The 15,655-nt window shown below is 56.9% G+C and carries 13 protein-coding genes and 1 riboswitch; of the genes, 7 read left to right on the forward strand and 6 right to left on the reverse strand.

Going from position 1 to position 15,655, the window contains the following annotated elements:
- The first annotated feature begins 63 nt into the window (after positions 1-63).
- The 3 genes from HBM95_19545 to HBM95_19555 are packed head-to-tail and all read left to right on the forward strand — an operon-like array spanning position 64 to position 4,318.
- Entirely contained in the window at positions 64-2,502 is a 2,439-nt protein-coding gene (locus HBM95_19545) for a fimbrial biogenesis outer membrane usher protein (protein NIH45103.1), read from the forward strand.
- Positions 2,503-2,511: 9 nt separating this feature from the next.
- Positions 2,512-3,273 carry a molecular chaperone gene (locus HBM95_19550; protein ID NIH45104.1) on the forward strand — a complete coding sequence of 254 codons (762 nt, stop codon included), beginning with the start codon at positions 2,512-2,514 and terminating at the stop codon, positions 3,271-3,273.
- On the forward strand, positions 3,257-4,318 hold the full coding sequence (locus HBM95_19555; protein NIH45105.1) for a type 1 fimbrial protein: 1,062 nt from the start codon (positions 3,257-3,259) through the stop codon (positions 4,316-4,318). The genes HBM95_19550 and HBM95_19555 overlap by 17 nt, the downstream gene beginning before the upstream one ends.
- 44 nt (positions 4,319-4,362) lie before the next feature.
- Here the strand turns inward: HBM95_19555 and ribB are convergent, their stop codons facing one another.
- Positions 4,363-5,016: a 3,4-dihydroxy-2-butanone-4-phosphate synthase gene (gene ribB, locus HBM95_19560; GenBank protein ID NIH45106.1), complete on the reverse strand. Its 654-nt coding sequence runs from the start codon at positions 5,014-5,016 to the stop codon at positions 4,363-4,365.
- A gap of 105 nt (positions 5,017-5,121) precedes the next feature.
- A riboswitch (FMN riboswitch) is annotated at positions 5,122-5,272 on the reverse strand.
- 121 nt (positions 5,273-5,393) lie between these two features.
- Between ribB and HBM95_19565 the strand changes: the two genes are divergently transcribed.
- Positions 5,394-5,690, forward strand: a complete 297-nt coding sequence (locus HBM95_19565; GenBank protein ID NIH45107.1) for an accessory factor UbiK family protein — start codon at positions 5,394-5,396, stop codon at positions 5,688-5,690.
- 115 nt (positions 5,691-5,805) lie between these two features.
- Here the strand turns inward: HBM95_19565 and hldE are convergent, their stop codons facing one another.
- The 3 genes from hldE to HBM95_19580 are packed head-to-tail and all read right to left on the reverse strand — an operon-like array spanning position 5,806 to position 11,455.
- Positions 5,806-7,236, reverse strand: a complete 1,431-nt coding sequence (gene hldE / locus HBM95_19570; protein ID NIH45108.1) for a bifunctional D-glycero-beta-D-manno-heptose-7-phosphate kinase/D-glycero-beta-D-manno-heptose 1-phosphate adenylyltransferase HldE — start codon at positions 7,234-7,236, stop codon at positions 5,806-5,808.
- A gap of 40 nt (positions 7,237-7,276) precedes the next feature.
- Positions 7,277-10,132 (reverse strand): bifunctional [glutamate--ammonia ligase]-adenylyl-L-tyrosine phosphorylase/[glutamate--ammonia-ligase] adenylyltransferase, encoded by a 2,856-nt coding sequence (gene glnE / locus HBM95_19575; GenBank protein ID NIH45109.1) that lies wholly within the window; start codon positions 10,130-10,132, stop codon positions 7,277-7,279.
- Between the two features lie 21 nt (positions 10,133-10,153).
- On the reverse strand, positions 10,154-11,455 hold the full coding sequence (locus HBM95_19580; protein ID NIH45110.1) for an inorganic triphosphatase: 1,302 nt from the start codon (positions 11,453-11,455) through the stop codon (positions 10,154-10,156).
- A 229-nt stretch (positions 11,456-11,684) separates the two neighbouring features.
- On the opposite strand from HBM95_19580, the gene HBM95_19585 reads away from it, so the two are divergent.
- Entirely contained in the window at positions 11,685-12,305 is a 621-nt protein-coding gene (locus HBM95_19585; protein ID NIH45111.1) for an SH3 domain-containing protein, read from the forward strand.
- 61 nt (positions 12,306-12,366) lie between these two features.
- Positions 12,367-13,608: a multifunctional CCA addition/repair protein gene (locus tag HBM95_19590; protein NIH45112.1), complete on the forward strand. Its 1,242-nt coding sequence runs from the start codon at positions 12,367-12,369 to the stop codon at positions 13,606-13,608.
- A 13-nt stretch (positions 13,609-13,621) separates the two neighbouring features.
- Here the strand turns inward: HBM95_19590 and bacA are convergent, their stop codons facing one another.
- Both bacA and folB read right to left on the reverse strand, forming a co-directional pair.
- A complete protein-coding gene (gene bacA, locus HBM95_19595; protein ID NIH45113.1) occupies positions 13,622-14,443 on the reverse strand; it encodes an undecaprenyl-diphosphate phosphatase in 822 nt (273 codons plus the stop codon).
- A 106-nt stretch (positions 14,444-14,549) separates the two neighbouring features.
- Complete coding sequence (folB, locus tag HBM95_19600; GenBank protein NIH45114.1) at positions 14,550-14,918, reverse strand: bifunctional dihydroneopterin aldolase/7,8-dihydroneopterin epimerase; 369 nt, start codon at positions 14,916-14,918, stop codon at positions 14,550-14,552.
- Positions 14,919-15,025: 107 nt separating this feature from the next.
- Here folB and plsY point away from each other — a divergent pair, with 107 nt between their 5' ends.
- Positions 15,026-15,640 carry a glycerol-3-phosphate 1-O-acyltransferase PlsY gene (gene plsY / locus HBM95_19605; GenBank protein ID NIH45115.1) on the forward strand — a complete coding sequence of 205 codons (615 nt, stop codon included), beginning with the start codon at positions 15,026-15,028 and terminating at the stop codon, positions 15,638-15,640.
- The last annotated feature ends 15 nt before the right edge of the window (positions 15,641-15,655 follow it).

A 15,655-nucleotide genomic window follows, 5' to 3' on the forward strand; every position in this document is an offset into this window, starting at 1 on the left:
CAAAACAGACCGACTGGCTTAATGCGTCAGTCGGTCCGCAACATTATTTTGAGTAACAGGATGATGACATATAAATTACAAAAAACAATCATCATTGCGTCCCTGTTAATGACGAAATTCACCTACGCCACTGAATTTAATATCAATGCCATTGATAAAGACCAGCGAGGCAGCGTCGATCTTTCTCTTTTTAAAGATGAAATAGCCGTCATACCCGGAAGCTATTTTGTTACCGTTTCTATTAATGACGTTCCACTGGCGAACGGATGGCAGCTTAACTGGAAAGCGTTTAATGATTCAGTACAGGTATGTATTCCGTCTGAACTGGCTGATACCTTTGCACTAAAAGATGATATTCGTAACGCTTTACCCGAAAAAGACGGATGCATTGATTTCACCTCCCGGCCCGATATTACCTTTACGTTTGAGCAAACAACCCAAACGTTAAAAGTTACCGTTCCGCAGGCATGGCTGCAGTATCGTGCCGCTGACTGGATGCCTCCCTCCACATGGGACAACGGCGTGCCGGGCGTATTGCTGGATTACAACCTGTTCGCCAGCCATTACCAGCCCAATAACGGATCGGCCTCGGATAACGCCAACACCTACGGGACCGCCGGTGCCAATATGGGGCCATGGCGGTTGCGCAGCGATTATCAGTACTCACAAACGCATACTGACGCCGGCTCTGAACATGACGGACGTTTTTCCCGTGTTTACATGTTCCGCCCCTTGCCTTCACTCGGGGCGAAGTTGACCCTTGGCGAAACGGATTTTCAGTCTGCCATTTTTGATGCGTTTACCTATACCGGCGCCTCCCTGATCAGCGATGAACGCATGCTACCATGGTCCCTGCGGGGTTACGCGCCACAAATTATCGGGATTGCGCAAACCAACGCGACGGTCACGGTCAGCCTGGCCGATCGCGTGATCTATCAAAGTAAAGTTCCGCCGGGACCGTTTGTTATTCAGGATCTTAACCAGTCGGTACAGGGCACGCTGGACGTCAAGGTGACAGAAGAGGATGGGCGCGTCAGCACCTTCCAGGTCTCGGCAGAATCGGTGCCGTTTTTAACGCGTAAAGGTCAGGTTCGCTATAAGCTGGCGGCCGGAAAAGCGCGAAAAGACGCGTCTCATGACGTTGAAGATAACGCCTTTATGAGCGGTGAATTATCCTGGGGTATGCTGTCACAAACCTCCCTTTATGGCGGTTCGCTCGCCGATGGCGATCGTTACCGGTCCGTTGCCGCCGGGATCGGACAAAATATGGAGTACCTGGGCGCCCTCTCTTTTGACGTGACGCAGGCGACCAGCCGGTTGCCCAATCAGAATAGCCAGACAGGTTACAGCTACCGCTTTAACTACAGTAAACGTTTCGATACCACCGGTAGCCAGCTTACGCTCGCCAGCTATCGCTACTCAGACCCGCAGTTTCTCAGCTACGCCCGTTTTCTGGATGATGACGATAATGACCGCCAGTCAGAAAAACAGACGCTCAGCGTGACGGCAAGCCAGTACATTTCAGCGCTATCGCTCAACCTCTATGTCAACATGCTGCGTCAAACCTGGTGGAATGACACCCCCTCAACAACGGGCAGCGTGACAGCAGGCTATAACTTTGACATTGGTCGCTGGAAAAACCTGGGCGTCACCGTGTCGTGGAGTAAAACGCACTATGAAGACGAAGACGACGATACGCAGTTCTACCTCTCACTGAGCGTACCGCTCGACCCCGATCATCGTCTGAATTACGACCTGCGTAACGGCGACAGTCTGAGCCAGAACGTTTCGTGGTATGACACATCAGACCGCAACAATACCTGGGGTGTTTCCGCAGGTACCGAGAGCGAGAAATCAGATGCCGGCGCGCAGGTGAGCGGTAACTATCAACATTATTCTCCATATGGCGACCTGAATCTCTCCGGGAGTTATAAGGCTAATGAATACAACTCCCTGAGTGCCAGCTGGAATGGCTCCTTCACCTCAACGGCCAAAGGCGCTGCGCTGCATCGTCGCAGCTACGGTAACGAGCCGCGTGTGATGGTCAGTACCGACGGCGTAGGCAACATCCCGCTGAACATGTCGCGGGATGAAACCAACCGCTTTGGCATTGGCGTTTTACCGTCCATTTCCAGCTATTCGCCCTCCAGCGTGCAGGTCAATATGAACAATCTGCCCGACGGCGTAGACGTGGACACCCGCGTTGTGACTTCAACCTGGACAGAGGGCGCCATCGGGTACCGTCAAATTGCAACCCGCGCAGGCAACGATATTACAGGCATCTTACGTACGCCGTCCGGCGCGCCGCCGCTGGGGGCGATTGTTCGCCTGCTGGATAACGATCGACAGATTGGAATGGTCGCCGATGATGGCCACGTCTGGCTGGGCGCCGTAGAGCCAGAACAGCAGTTCCGCGTAACGTGGGGAGACAATCAGCAGTGTCGCTTCGCGTTACCTTCACAACTCGAAAACAGTATGCAGTTGATACTGCCATGTCAGTAAGAAATCATGATGAAATTCACCCTACTTAAAAACCTGTGCCTGATGCTTATCGGCACCGCATTTGCCAGCCACGCAGCCGTTAACCTGGACCGCACGCGCATTGTCTTCCCGGAAAGCGACAAGGCCAGCAGCCTGAAGATAGAAAACCAGAGCAAAGCGCTACCCTATCTGGCGCTCTCCTGGATTGAAGATGAGAAAGGCCGCAAGGAGGATACGCACTTCATGGCGCTGCCTCCGATTCAACGCATTGAAGCGGGCTCCGCGTCGCAGGTCAGGATCGTTAAGCAAGCGGCCACCGGCCAGTTGCCAAAAGACAGGGAATCCCTGTTCTATTTCAACCTGCGCGAAGTGCCGCCAAAAAGCACCAGCGCCAGCGAAGAGCGCAGCGTCATGCAGGTGGCGATGCAGAGCAGGATCAAACTGTTCTGGCGTCCTAAAGCAATTACCAAAAAGCCCGGCGAGCAGGCAGAAATGCGGATGGAAATTTCAGCCACCGCGAAAGGGCTGACTATACATAACCCGACGCCGTACTACATCACCCTGGCCTGGCTCAGTAAGAATGCCAAAACCATGCTGCCGGGCTTTGACAGCCTGATGCTTGCACCCTTCGCAACGGCAACAACCTCTACCGGTGACTACCACGGTAATTATTACAGCATCGGCTATATCGACGATTACGGTGCGTTGAAAAAGGTCGACGTGCAGTGCGTGGGTACAGCGCAGTGCAAACTTACCGAACGGAAGATCGAAAAAGATGCGAAATCTCGCTAATGTCCTGTTTATTTTGCTGGTTTCTGCACTGCCGTTAAAAGAGGCGCTGGCGCTGGACTGCTATCTGGGCGGCTCCGGCGGTCCCGTTGAGGAGACCAAAACCATCTCGCCGTTCGCCATTCCCAGCAATGCGCAGGTGGGCGAAAAAATTTGGGAATCAGATGACATCAAAATTCCGGTGACATGCAACCACAACGTTGTCGGCGGTTTTGAACAAGAAGATATCTTCGCCTGGGTAAACCCTTATCCTGCCGCATCGGATCCCTATTATGAACTGGGCGTGACCTATGAAGGGATGGATTACGATGCAACCGGCCAGCCTAACGGCGTCGATACCCGCCAGTGTCTGGACAACCAAAACATCACGATTTATACCCCGGCGCAGATCCGGCAGATGGGCTGGGAAAACCTGATCTGCTCCGGTAACCCGGACGATATCCATACCTCGCGCACCTTTGTTGCTCGCCTGCGCTTATACGTCAAAATCAAAGCGATGCCGCCCCACGGCTACGTCAGCTCCCTGGGCGATTACATCGTTGTCCAGTTTGACGGAAAAGGCGGCGTGAACCAGATGTCGGACGCGAAAAACCTCAAATATCACATCAACGGTCTGCAAAACATTACCGTGCTGGATTGTGGGGCGACGTTCAGTATTTTCCCGGAGAATCAGGAGATTGATTTTGGCACCTTCAGCGCGCGCGATATTGTGAATCAGCAGACGCGTAGACGAACCTTTTCGGTGAAGACGACGAAGGTGCAGGATGCACAATGTTCAGATGGGTTCAAAATGGATTCGTCGTTCTATACTACGGAATCGCTCACCGCTGAGGACACGGCATTACTTATTGGGAATGGCTTGCAGTTGAGAATACTCAACGGCACTCAGCCCTACACCTTTAACCACTATGAAGAATATGCCGATTTTACGGGCAGCACGCTGCAATATCAGCAGGATTACACCGCAGAGTTGTCACCCGTAGAAGGAAAAGCTATCCAGTCCGGTCCTTTCGAAACCGTGGTGTTATTCAAAATTAACTATCATTAGCAACAAAAAAGCCGGGTTTCCCCGGCTTTTTCACATCAGCAACTTCAGCTGGCTTTGCGCTCGTGCGCCTGGCGGTACTCCACCAGATCTTCAATCGTCACCACCGGCATGTTGTGCAGACGCGCAAAGGTGATGCACTCCGGCGCGCGCGCCATGGTGCCGTCATCATTGGTGAGTTCGCACAGTACGCCAGCCGGTTTGAAGCCAGCCAGCGTCACCAGATCGATGGTCGCTTCGGTGTGGCCACCACGGGTCAGCACGCCTCCCGGCTGCGCACGCAGCGGGAAGACGTGGCCTGGACGATGGAGATCGGATGGTTTTGCGTCATCGGCAATCGCTGCACGCACGGTCGTCAGACGGTCAGCCGCCGACACACCGGTAGTCACGCCATGGGCCGCTTCAATGGTCACGGTAAAGCCGGTTCCGAAGGCGCTGGTGTTGTTTTCAACCATCATCGGCAGATCGAGCTGCTGGCGGCGGTCTTCGGTAATACACAGGCATACGATGCCGCTGCCGTGACGGATGGTCAGCGCCATCTGCTCAACGGTCATGTTTTCGGCGGCAAAAATCATGTCGCCTTCGTTTTCACGGTTTTCATCGTCAAGCACCATCACACCGCGGCCTTCGCGCAGTGCATCCAGTGCATGTTCAACACGTTGAATTGAAGTGCCAAAAGAGGAAAGTAGCGTCTGATTCATGGTAAAAAAACCTCATTAACTTTATGGTTACCAGAATCAGGGCAGTCTTAGGAGCGCCGAACAAGCGGCAAAAAAATAACGTGAGCGGGCCATGCCCGACTGGATCGTTACTCTCTCCCATCCGGACTCTAACCGTCGGCCCCGGAATTACACCGGATCTGCTGACCTTTGAGAATTCACTCAAAGCGCTCGCGGGCTTTCAGCATGACGCTGATTTACCGCCGGTGGGGAATTTCGCCCCGCCCTGAGAATAAGCAAGATAACTATAACGCTATTGATTAACCTGGGCAATGCATAAGCTTCAAACAAATCTGCTTTATCCTGGGTCATGACGCGCTACAATGTTCATCAACACCGACTTATCAAGGGAAGCCATTATGATTGACCCGAAAAAAATTGAGCAGATCGCGCGTCAGGTTCATGAGTCCATGCCGAAAGGCATTCGTGAATTTGGTGATGACGTAGAAAAGAAAATCCGCCAGACGCTGCAGGCGCAGCTGGTTCGCCTTGATTTAGTCAGCCGCGAAGAGTTTGACGTGCAGACCCAGGTTCTGCTGCGCACCCGCGAGAAGCTGGCGCTGCTGGAACAGCGTCTGACCGAGCTGGAAAACCGTAATGCACCGGAAGAAGTGAAGCCAGCACCGGCTATTCCACCGGTGGACGACCAGGAGTAAGTGCGGCCTGTTGTGCCCGGTGGCGGCTACGCCTTACCGGGCCTACATGAACGCGCAGGTCGGGTAAGGCGCAGCCGCCACCCGACATAAAAAAACGGGCCAACAGGCCCGTTTTTTACTGACTGTCTTTCTGGATCTTCTTGATGATGTTGGTGGTTGAGCACCCGTCCTCAAAGTTGAGCACCATCACTTCACCGCCGTTGGCCCAGACCTCTTCGCTGCCCGCGATTTGCTCCGGTTTGTAATCCCCGCCTTTTACCAGCAGGTCCGGCAGAATGCCGGCAATCAGGCGCTGCGGGGTGTCTTCTTCAAACGACACCACCCAGTCCACCGCTTCCAGCGCGCCGAGCACGATCATACGCTGCTCCAGTGGGTTCACCGGACGCGTTTCGCCCTTCAGGCGCTTCGTCGACGCATCGCTGTTGACCGCCACAATCAGGCGGTCGCCCAGCTTGCGCGCGTTCGCCAGATACGACACGTGGCCCGCGTGCAGAATGTCAAACACGCCGTTGGTCATCACCACTTTTTCACCACGCTTGCGCGCGGCGGCAACGGCCACCTTCAGCTCGTCTTCGGTCATGACGCCAAAACCGGTGTCGGCGCGGCCGCGCACCGCGTTTTCCAGTTCGATTGGCGAAACAGTTGAGGTACCCAGTTTCCCCACCACCACGCCCGCCGCGGCGTTAGCGAAGTAGCATGCCTCTTCCAGGGAGTTACCCGCTGCCAGCGTCGCCGCCAGCACGCCGATCACCGTATCGCCGGCACCGGTCACGTCGTACACTTCCTGCGCCTGGGTTGGCATATGCAGCGGCGCCTTGCCCGGCTGCAGCAGCGTCATCCCCTGCTCGGAGCGGGTCACCAGCAGCGCAGAGAGCTCGAAGTCAGCAATGATCTTCATGCCGCGCTCAACCAGTTCGTCTTCCGATTTACACTTGCCCGCCACCGCTTCAAACTCGGAGAGGTTTGGCGTCAGCAGCGTCGCGCCACGATAGCGCTCAAAATCGGTGCCTTTCGGGTCGATCAGCACCGGTACGCTGGCTTTACGCGCCAGCTGAATCATCGTCTTCACACTGGCCAGCGCGCCTTTGGCGTAGTCGGACAGCACCAGCGCGCCGATATTGCCCAGCGCCTGGTTGATACGCTCGTGCAGCGGCTCGGGGTCAACGCCTTCGAAACCTTCTTCAAAATCGAGTCGGATCAGCTGCTGGTTGCGCGACAGCACGCGCAGTTTCGTAATCGTTGGGTGGGTCGGAACAGAAACGAAGTCGCACTTCACGTTCACGTCCGCCAGCGACTTGCTCAGCGCGCGCGCCGCATCGTCGATGCCGGTCAGGCCCACCAGACGCGAGTGCGCGCCCAGAGAGGCAATGTTCATCGCCACGTTTGCCGCGCCGCCGGGACGTTCTTCAATGGTGTCGACCTTAACCACCGGCACCGGTGCTTCCGGGGATATGCGGCTGGTAGGCCCATACCAGTAGCGATCCAGCATCACATCCCCAACAACCATTACTCCAGCACGTTCAAACTCTGGCAGTGTTACTTTCATTCCTGACTCCAGAAAGATTCACAATTTGCGCGCGATAATATCACACTTGATTTGTTACGCACGGTTCCACCAGCCACTTCTGCCAGCTGGCCGTTACCTGAGCACGTTCATGAACAAAACAGTCCAGCGCCACATGCCCCGGCTGCTCCTGCAATGCCAGGTGATGAAGTTCATCGCGCAGCGTGGTGTAGGCGCGGGTTAAGGCCCGGGCCTCCTGCTCGTCCATGATGTCGTTTTGCGCCAGCAGCTCCAGAATGCGCACATTATCGGACCAGCGCGTCAGCTTCGGCTTGTCATGGGCGTGCAGCAGCACCAGGTACTGAGTGATAAACTCAATATCGGTAATCCCGCCCTCATCGGCTTTGATATCAAAGCGATCGCGGTGTTTATTCCCGAGGTGCGCGCGCATTTTCTCGCGCATTTCGCGCACTTCCGTTTGCAGCGTGCTGCCATCACGCATGGTGGTCATAACCTCCTTGCGGATGACGTCAAACTGCGTTTTGAGCTGCGGATCGCCATAGACCACGCGAGCGCGCACCAGCGCCTGATGCTCCCACGTCCAGGCTTCATTCTTCTGATAATCGGCAAACGCGTCCGTTGAGGTCACCAGCATACCCGCCGCGCCGGACGGGCGCAGGCGCGCATCCACTTCATACAGAATCCCCGACGAGGTGCGGGTGCTGAACAGGTGCATGATGCGCTGGGCCAGGCGCAGATAGAACTGACGCCCGTCAATCTCGCGCTCGCCGTCGGTCATCACGTCCGCCGGGCAGTCGTGCAGGAAAATTAAATCCAGATCGGAGCTATAGCCCAGCTCCCAGCCGCCCAGCTTGCCGTAACCCACCACCGCAAACCCTCGCCCCTCACGGTCAGCGAGGTGTTTCGGCTGGCCGTAGCGCGCCACCATCTGCACCCAAGCCTGATGGACAACCGCATCAATAATCGCTTCCGCCAGCCAGGTTAAGTGATCGCTCACTTTCATCACCGGCAGCGTACCGGCGATGTCCGCCGCTGCGACGCGCAGCATCTGGGCCTGCTTAAACTGACGCAGCGCCTCCAGCTGTTGCTCTTCGTCCTCTTCCGGCACGCGCAGGAGATACTGGCGCAGCTCGTCCCGGTAGGCGTCCGTCGCCGTTGGCTGATACAGCGTGTTCGGGTCGAGCAGTTCATCCAGCAGCAGCGGGTAGCGCGCCAGCTTGTTGGCCACCATCGGCGACGCGGCGCAGAGGGAAATCAGGTGCTTCAGCGCCCCCGGAAATTCGCTCAGCAGCTCAAGATAGGTGGTGCGCGTGATAATCCCGCTCAGCAGCGGCATCATGCGCGACAGCGGCACCGGCGCGTCCTCACGCGAGCAGACCTCGCTCAGCAGGTGCGGCATCAGATGATCCAGCACCTGACGACCGCGCGGGCCGATGGCGCGCTTGTTCAGCTCCAGACGGAAATCAGCAATTAAGGCCACCACGCGATGGCGGGCATCGTCGCTTAAGTGCGCCAGCACCGGCGTGGTGTCATCTTCCTGAAGCGCGTCCTGCCACAGTTCGCGCCAGTGCTCGGAGAGCGCATCGTCCGGCGATTCACTTTCGTCGTCGCCGATCAGATCGTTAAAGATGCGGCGCACGCCTGCCATATGGGCATCCAGCCGTTCGGTCAACGTTGACCAGTCGTCCACGCGCATGCCCCAGGCCAGACGCGCCCGGTTAAGGTCATCGCCCGGCAGGGTCTGGGTCTGTTCGTCGTTGATGCTCTGCAGCAGGTTTTCCAGACGGCGCAGGAACAGATAGGCCTCGCGCAGGGTTTGCGCGTCGCCGTCCGGCAGCAGGTGCAGCTGCTCAATGGCGCTCAGCGTCGGCAGCAGCGAGCGGGACTGCAGCGACGGCTCGCGCCCGCCACGGATCAGCTGGAAGACCTGAACGATAAATTCGATTTCGCGGATGCCGCCCGCGCCAAGCTTGATATTGTCCTTCAGCCCACGGCGGCGCACCTCGCGGGCGATCATCCCTTTCATATTTCGCAGGGACTGGATCACGCTGAAGTCGATGTAGCGGCGGAACACAAACGGGCGCAGCATGGCACGCAGCTCGTTGGCGTAAGCGTCGTCGCTGTCGCCCATGATCCGCGCTTTGACCATCGCATAGCGCTCCCAGTCGCGTCCCTGCTCCTGGTAATAATCTTCCAGCGCGGCGAAGCTCAGCACCAGCGGACCGCTGTCGCCAAACGGGCGCAGGCGCATGTCCACACGGTAGACGAAGCCGTCCTGCGTCGGCTGGTCCAGCGCCTTAATCAGACGCTGGCCAAGACGGGTAAAGAACTGGGCGTTGTCCAGCTCGCGACGCCCGCCGCGCGTGGAGCCGTTCTCCGGCCAGGCAAAGATCAGATCGATGTCGGAGGAGAAGTTCAGCTCGCAGCCACCCAGCTTGCCCATTCCCAGAATTAACAGCGGTTGCGGAACCCTTTCTTCGCTGCACGGCGTGCCCCACTCTTTACAGCAGGCAGCATAGAGCCAGTCCCGCGCGGCGACGATCAGCGTCTGCGCCAGCTCGCTCAGCTGCTGCAAGGTGCTCTCTTCGCTCACCAGCTCCAGCGCCTGCGCCCAGGCAATGCGCACCATTACCCGGCGGCGGAACTGACGCAGAACGCGCATCAGCGTGGCCTCATCCGTTACATCTGCCAGCGCGGTTTGCAGCCAGCTGGCATAATGCCGCCACTCGTCAGCCTGCGGCGGCGCGCTTTCCAGCTCCGCCAGCCATTCCGGGTTAGCGCTGACGCTTTCCTGCACAAAATCACTGAACGTGAGCACGCTTTTCGCCTGCTCGCTTAACGATGACGCGGGTAACGACTCGGGCAGACGTTCGCAAACGGTCTGCCAGTACTGCTGTAACTGCGAAGAAAGCGGCATATCAGGGGTTCCTTGCCAGAATTAACGTTTTCCGCTGTGCAGCCAGTACGGATCCTGCGAAATGGCCTCGTTGCGGAAATGCTCGATCTCAATCTGCTGACGGGTCTCAATGGCATGCTTAAGTCCCTGCCAGTTCTCCAGCCAGGCCTGCGCCTTCACGCCCTCATACGCACCGGACAGCAGCAACATACTGTCGATGTTACGCGCCAGACGGGGAAGCTGATCGCCATACTGATCGCCCAGCGGGTGTGCGAAGGTGGTTCTCAACTCGGCGGCGTGGCGGGAAAGATGGATATCCGCGAAGCGTTTGAAGTTATCCGCGATTTTGGTCTGCGCTTTTGCATCCAGGAAGGTGCGCCAGCCGCGCGTCACCAGAAATTCGGTCAACGCCAGTTTTGCCGCGGCATTTTGCGGGCTGTAAAGCGCGGTTTGCGCCGATACGTCGGAAAGCAGCAGCGTCTCGGTTTGGGTCAGCAGATCGCGTAAGTGAGCGCTTGCTTTACGCGGTACGATACCGCCAAACAGCGTCAGGGTATGACGCACCAGGCCAATAGCGGCCAGCACCTGTTTTTTGGCATTTTTCACGTTACGCGCCCACAGCTCCTCGTGGTACTGCCACTGAGAAAGCGCCAGCTCCAGCGCCGCTTCCATGCCCTGTTCAATGCTGGCTTTCGGCACGACGCGCAGAATAGGGGTCTCTCGCAGCACGCGTGGCGCATTTCCGGCAGCCAGGTGGTAGCCGCGCGCCGCTTTGCTCAGGCTGCCCTGACGTAACCCCGGCTGACTTACCAGCTTACGCGCCAGCTTCAGCACATCGCTCGCCTCCCCTTCAAGAAGTTCCAGCTCCAGCTCACAGATCGGTTCCAGGCTCTCACCCGCCTTCACCTCGCCTAAATCCAGCGCGATCTCAATGCGGCTCTTGCCTTCCGTCACCAGCCATTTCTCGCGAGCGAAATCGGTGCTGAACAGCGGCTGCACCTGTGTTGCCAGCGTGGCGGGCAGTTCGCCTTCCGGCCAGACTTCCGCCGGGAAACGTTCCAGCTCAAGTTCTGGCTTACTGATGTCGATATTATATTCCGGGCGCTGATGCAAACCGCCGACCACGCGGCCGGCGATTTTCATCGTCATCTCGTAGCGCCCGTGTGCGCCGCGGATGCGCAGCCCCATATCGTGGTTGCGCAGCCAGTTGTCCGGCGTTTCGTAGTAGATGTTGAGCAACTGTACGGGTTCATGGTGCTCGCCGGAGAGCGTATTCAGATGCTGACGGAGCGCGTCAACGCTGTCTTTTTCGACGATAAATTTTAATTCGATTTCCTGAGCCATAGCCTTGTACTTTTGCGGGCGTCACAGACGCGTCAATGAGGGCGAACTTCCTCGCCATTTATTTGTCAGTACATAGTATTTTGCGCCAAATTGCCATGCAATGAGCAATTTGTCGGGCGTAAATGTGTAGAGTCGTGACACAGATGATTCTGATTGCTGACGAATGCTTTGCGTAGAGACACTGTTGCCACTACTATCGTTCCACTATTTATGAAAATAACGACTAATGATGCTTAAATTACGCCTGATTGGACTTACTTTACTCGCTTTTAGCGCCGCAACCGCAGTGCACGCTGAAGAGAAGCGTTACGTTTCTGACGAACTGAACACCTGGGTACGCAGTGGCCCCGGAGATAATTATCGCCTCGTGGGTACGGTGAATGCCGGCGAGGAAGTCACCCTGTTACAGACCAACGCGGAGACCAATTACGGTCAGGTTCGCGACAGTTCCGGCCGTACCTCCTGGATCCCGATGAAAGAGCTGAGCACCGTGCCAAGCCTGCGCACCCGCGTGCCGGACCTGGAAAACCAGGTGAAGACGCTGACCGACAAGCTGAACAACATCGACGGGACCTGGAACCAGCGCACCGCCGAAATGCAGCAGAAAGTGGCGCAGAGCGACGGCGTGATCAACGGTCTTAAAGAAGAGAATCAAAAGCTCAAAAACGAGCTGATCGTCGCTCAGAAAAAAGTGAACGCCGCGAACCTGCAGCTTGATGACAAACAGCGCACCATTATCATGCAGTGGTTTATGTATGGCGGCGGCGTACTGGGCGTAGGTCTGGTGCTGGGCCTGGTCCTGCCGCATCTGATCCCAAGCCGTAAGCGTAAAGACCGCTGGATGAACTAATTCGTCTTCTCTGCCAGACTTACGTATTATCTTGCGAAAAGAGAAAACGGGAGTGTTGGGCGTGAAGAGTTATCTGGTCGGTGGTGCGGTACGTGATGCGTTGTTAGGTCTGCCGGTCAAAGATAAAGACTGGGTGGTGGTGGGCGCCACCCCGGAAGAGATGCTCGACGCGGGCTACCAGCAGGTAGGCCGCGATTTTCCCGTGTTTCTGCACCCGAAAAGCCGGGAAGAGTACGCCCTGGCGCGTACCGAGCGGAAATCCGGTTCCGGCTATACGGGCTTCACCTGCTACGCCGCGCCGGATGTGACGCTCGAGCAGGATTTGCTTCGCCGCGATCTCACCATTAACGCCCTGGCCCAGGACGAAAACGGCCATATCATTGACGCCTACGGCGGGCAGGATGACCTGCGCGACCGTCTTTTGCGTCACGTCTCCCCGGCATTTTCTGAAGATCCGCTCCGCGTTCTGCGCGTGGCGCGTTTTGCCGCGCGTTACGCCCATCTGAGCTTCCGTATTGCCGATGAGACGATGGCGTTGATGACGGCCATGACCGAGGCGGGAGAACTGGAACACCTGACGCCGGAGCGCGTCTGGAAAGAGACGGAAAATGCCCTCACCACCCGCAACCCGCAGGTCTTTTTCCAGGTCCTGCGCGACTGCGGCGCGCTGAAGGTGCTGTTCCCGGAAATCGACGCGCTGTTTGGCGTCCCCGCGCCGGCGAAATGGCACCCGGAAATTGATACCGGCGTGCACACGCTGATGACCCTGAGCATGGCCGCCATGCTTAGCCCTGACGTGGACGTGCGCTTTTCCACCCTGTGCCACGATCTCGGCAAAGGCTTAACGCCGAAAGAGTTCTGGCCACGCCACCACGGGCACGGCCCGGCAGGGGTGAAGCTGGTCGAGGGACTATGCCTGCGCCTGCGCGTGCCGAACGAGATCCGTGACCTGGCGAAACTGGTGGCCGAGTTCCATGACCTGATCCACACCTTCCCGATCCTGAAGCCCGCCACCATCGTGAAGCTGTTCGATAATATCGACGCCTGGCGCAAGCCGCAGCGCGTCGAGCAGATTGCGCTAACCAGTGAAGCCGACGTTCGCGGCCGTACCGGGTTTGAAGCGTCCGATTACCCGCAGGGGCGTTTGCTGCGCGAAGCGTGGGAAGTCGCAAAAGCGGTGCCAACGAAAGATGTGGTTGAGGCAGGGTTTAAAGGCCCGGAGATTCGCGAGGAGCTGACGAAACGCCGGATTGATGCAGTAGCGGCGTGGAAGGAAAAACGTTGCCCTCAGCCGAAAGAGTGAGGGCAACCCGTCATCAGAAGAAGACCACGTACACCGCAGCAGCGACGATAAAGCGGTAGATCGCGAACGGAATGAACGAGATACGCTTAATCAGCTGCAGGAAGGTTTTGATGGCAATCAGCGCCACGATAAACGCGGTGATGAAGCCGACGGCGAACATCGGAATGTCGCCAGCCGTCAGGAAGTGATAGCTTTTATAGACATCAAGCACGGTGGCGCCCATCATCATCGGCACCGCCAGCAGGAACGAAAACTCGGAAGCCGCGTAACGGCTTACGCCCATCAGCATCCCGCCTGAAATGGTCGCACCTGAACGGGAGAAGCCCGGCCACAGCGCCAGACACTGGAAGCAGCCAATCATAAACGCCTGGCGATAGGTCATATCGTCCAGACCTTCCGCACGCGGGGTTTTTGGCTTCAGCACTTCCGCGGCAATCAGCAGGAAGCCGCCCACCACCAGCGCGTACATGACGTTAATCGGGTTAAACAGCGATTTAATGGTGTCGTGGAATACCAGCCCCAGCACCACCGCCGGGACCATCCCGAGCAGGATATGAATCAGCGTCAGGCGGCCTTTGCCCTCACCTTCGCGCTGCGGCAGCCGGCCAAAATGAATGCCGATCAGGCCAAACAGACGGCGCCAGAACATCACCACCACCGCCAGAATCGAGCCCAGCTGAATCACCACCTCAAACGTCTTTGCGGTATCGCCTTCAAAGCCCAGCAGATGGCCAACGATAATCATATGGCCCGTACTGGAAACCGGCAAAAACTCCGTCAATCCTTCGACCACACCCAGTATTGCCGCCACCAGCAGCGAGTGCATATCGCTCATCTATAAACCCCTAAAAAAAGATATAAAAAACGGTGTCCACGCGGACAACCGTGAAAGATACAGCTTTAAGACCGATATAACCTAAAATGGTTTAGCAATTATGACGTTAAATCTTTCCTTTCAGATTTGTGCCACGCTCGATAATCACGCCCACATTGGCCGCGCGCGCGACCGCACCCGGCTTGCTCAGCTTGATGCGTACCCACGGTGAGTTGAATTTGGTCAGCAGCAGTTCCGCCACCTCCTCCGCCACGCGTTCCACCAGCGCAAAACGTTGTCCTTCCACGTGGCCGATGACCGCTTCGCTGATGTCGGCATAGCTCAGACAGTCATTCACGTCATCGCTTTTTGCCGATTTGCGGTTATCCCATCCCATTTCGATATCGAACACCAGTTTCTGCTCGATGGTCTGTTCCCAGTCGTAAACACCAATTGTGGTGATTACCGAAAGTTGCTCTATAAATACAATATCCATCACGACCTGCCTGCTTTTTGGCTAAACCGGATACCACTTCCGGCGAATTATGCGTATTATCCACAGATGCTGAGAATACAGATACATTTTCAAAACGGAACAGCGTTATGAGTGCAATCGCGCCTGGAATGATCCTCCTCGCCTATCTTTGCGGCTCAATCTCCAGCGCCATTCTGGTCTGCCGCATTGCCGGGTTACCTGACCCGCGTGAAAGTGGTTCCGGGAATCCGGGAGCGACCAACGTGCTTCGAATTGGCGGCAAGGGAGCAGCCGTAGCGGTTTTGATTTTTGATGTTCTGAAAGGGATGCTACCCGTCTGGGGCGCCTATGCGCTGGGCGTTACGCCTTTCTGGCTCGGTCTTATCGCCATCGCCGCCTGCGTCGGCCATATCTGGCCCGTTTTCTTTGGTTTTAAAGGCGGAAAAGGCGTTGCGACGGCCTTCGGTGCGATTGCACCTATCGGCTGGGATCTCACCGGCGTAATGGCCGGGACGTGGCTGCTCACCATTCTTCTGAGCGGCTACTCGTCGCTGGGCGCTATCGTCAGCGCGCTGATCGCTCCGTTCTATGTCTGGTGGTTCAAACCCCAGTTCACCTTCCCGGTGTCAATGCTTTCCTGCCTGATCCTGCTGCGCCATCACGACAATATTCAGCGCCTGTGGCGTCGTCAGGAAACCAAGATCTGGACTAAGCTCAAGCGCAAGAAGAAAGACGCTAAATAAAGCGTTCGTTATGCC

This window comes from Enterobacter asburiae (assembly GCA_011754535.1).
Classification (GTDB): domain Bacteria; phylum Pseudomonadota; class Gammaproteobacteria; order Enterobacterales; family Enterobacteriaceae; genus Enterobacter; species Enterobacter cloacae_N.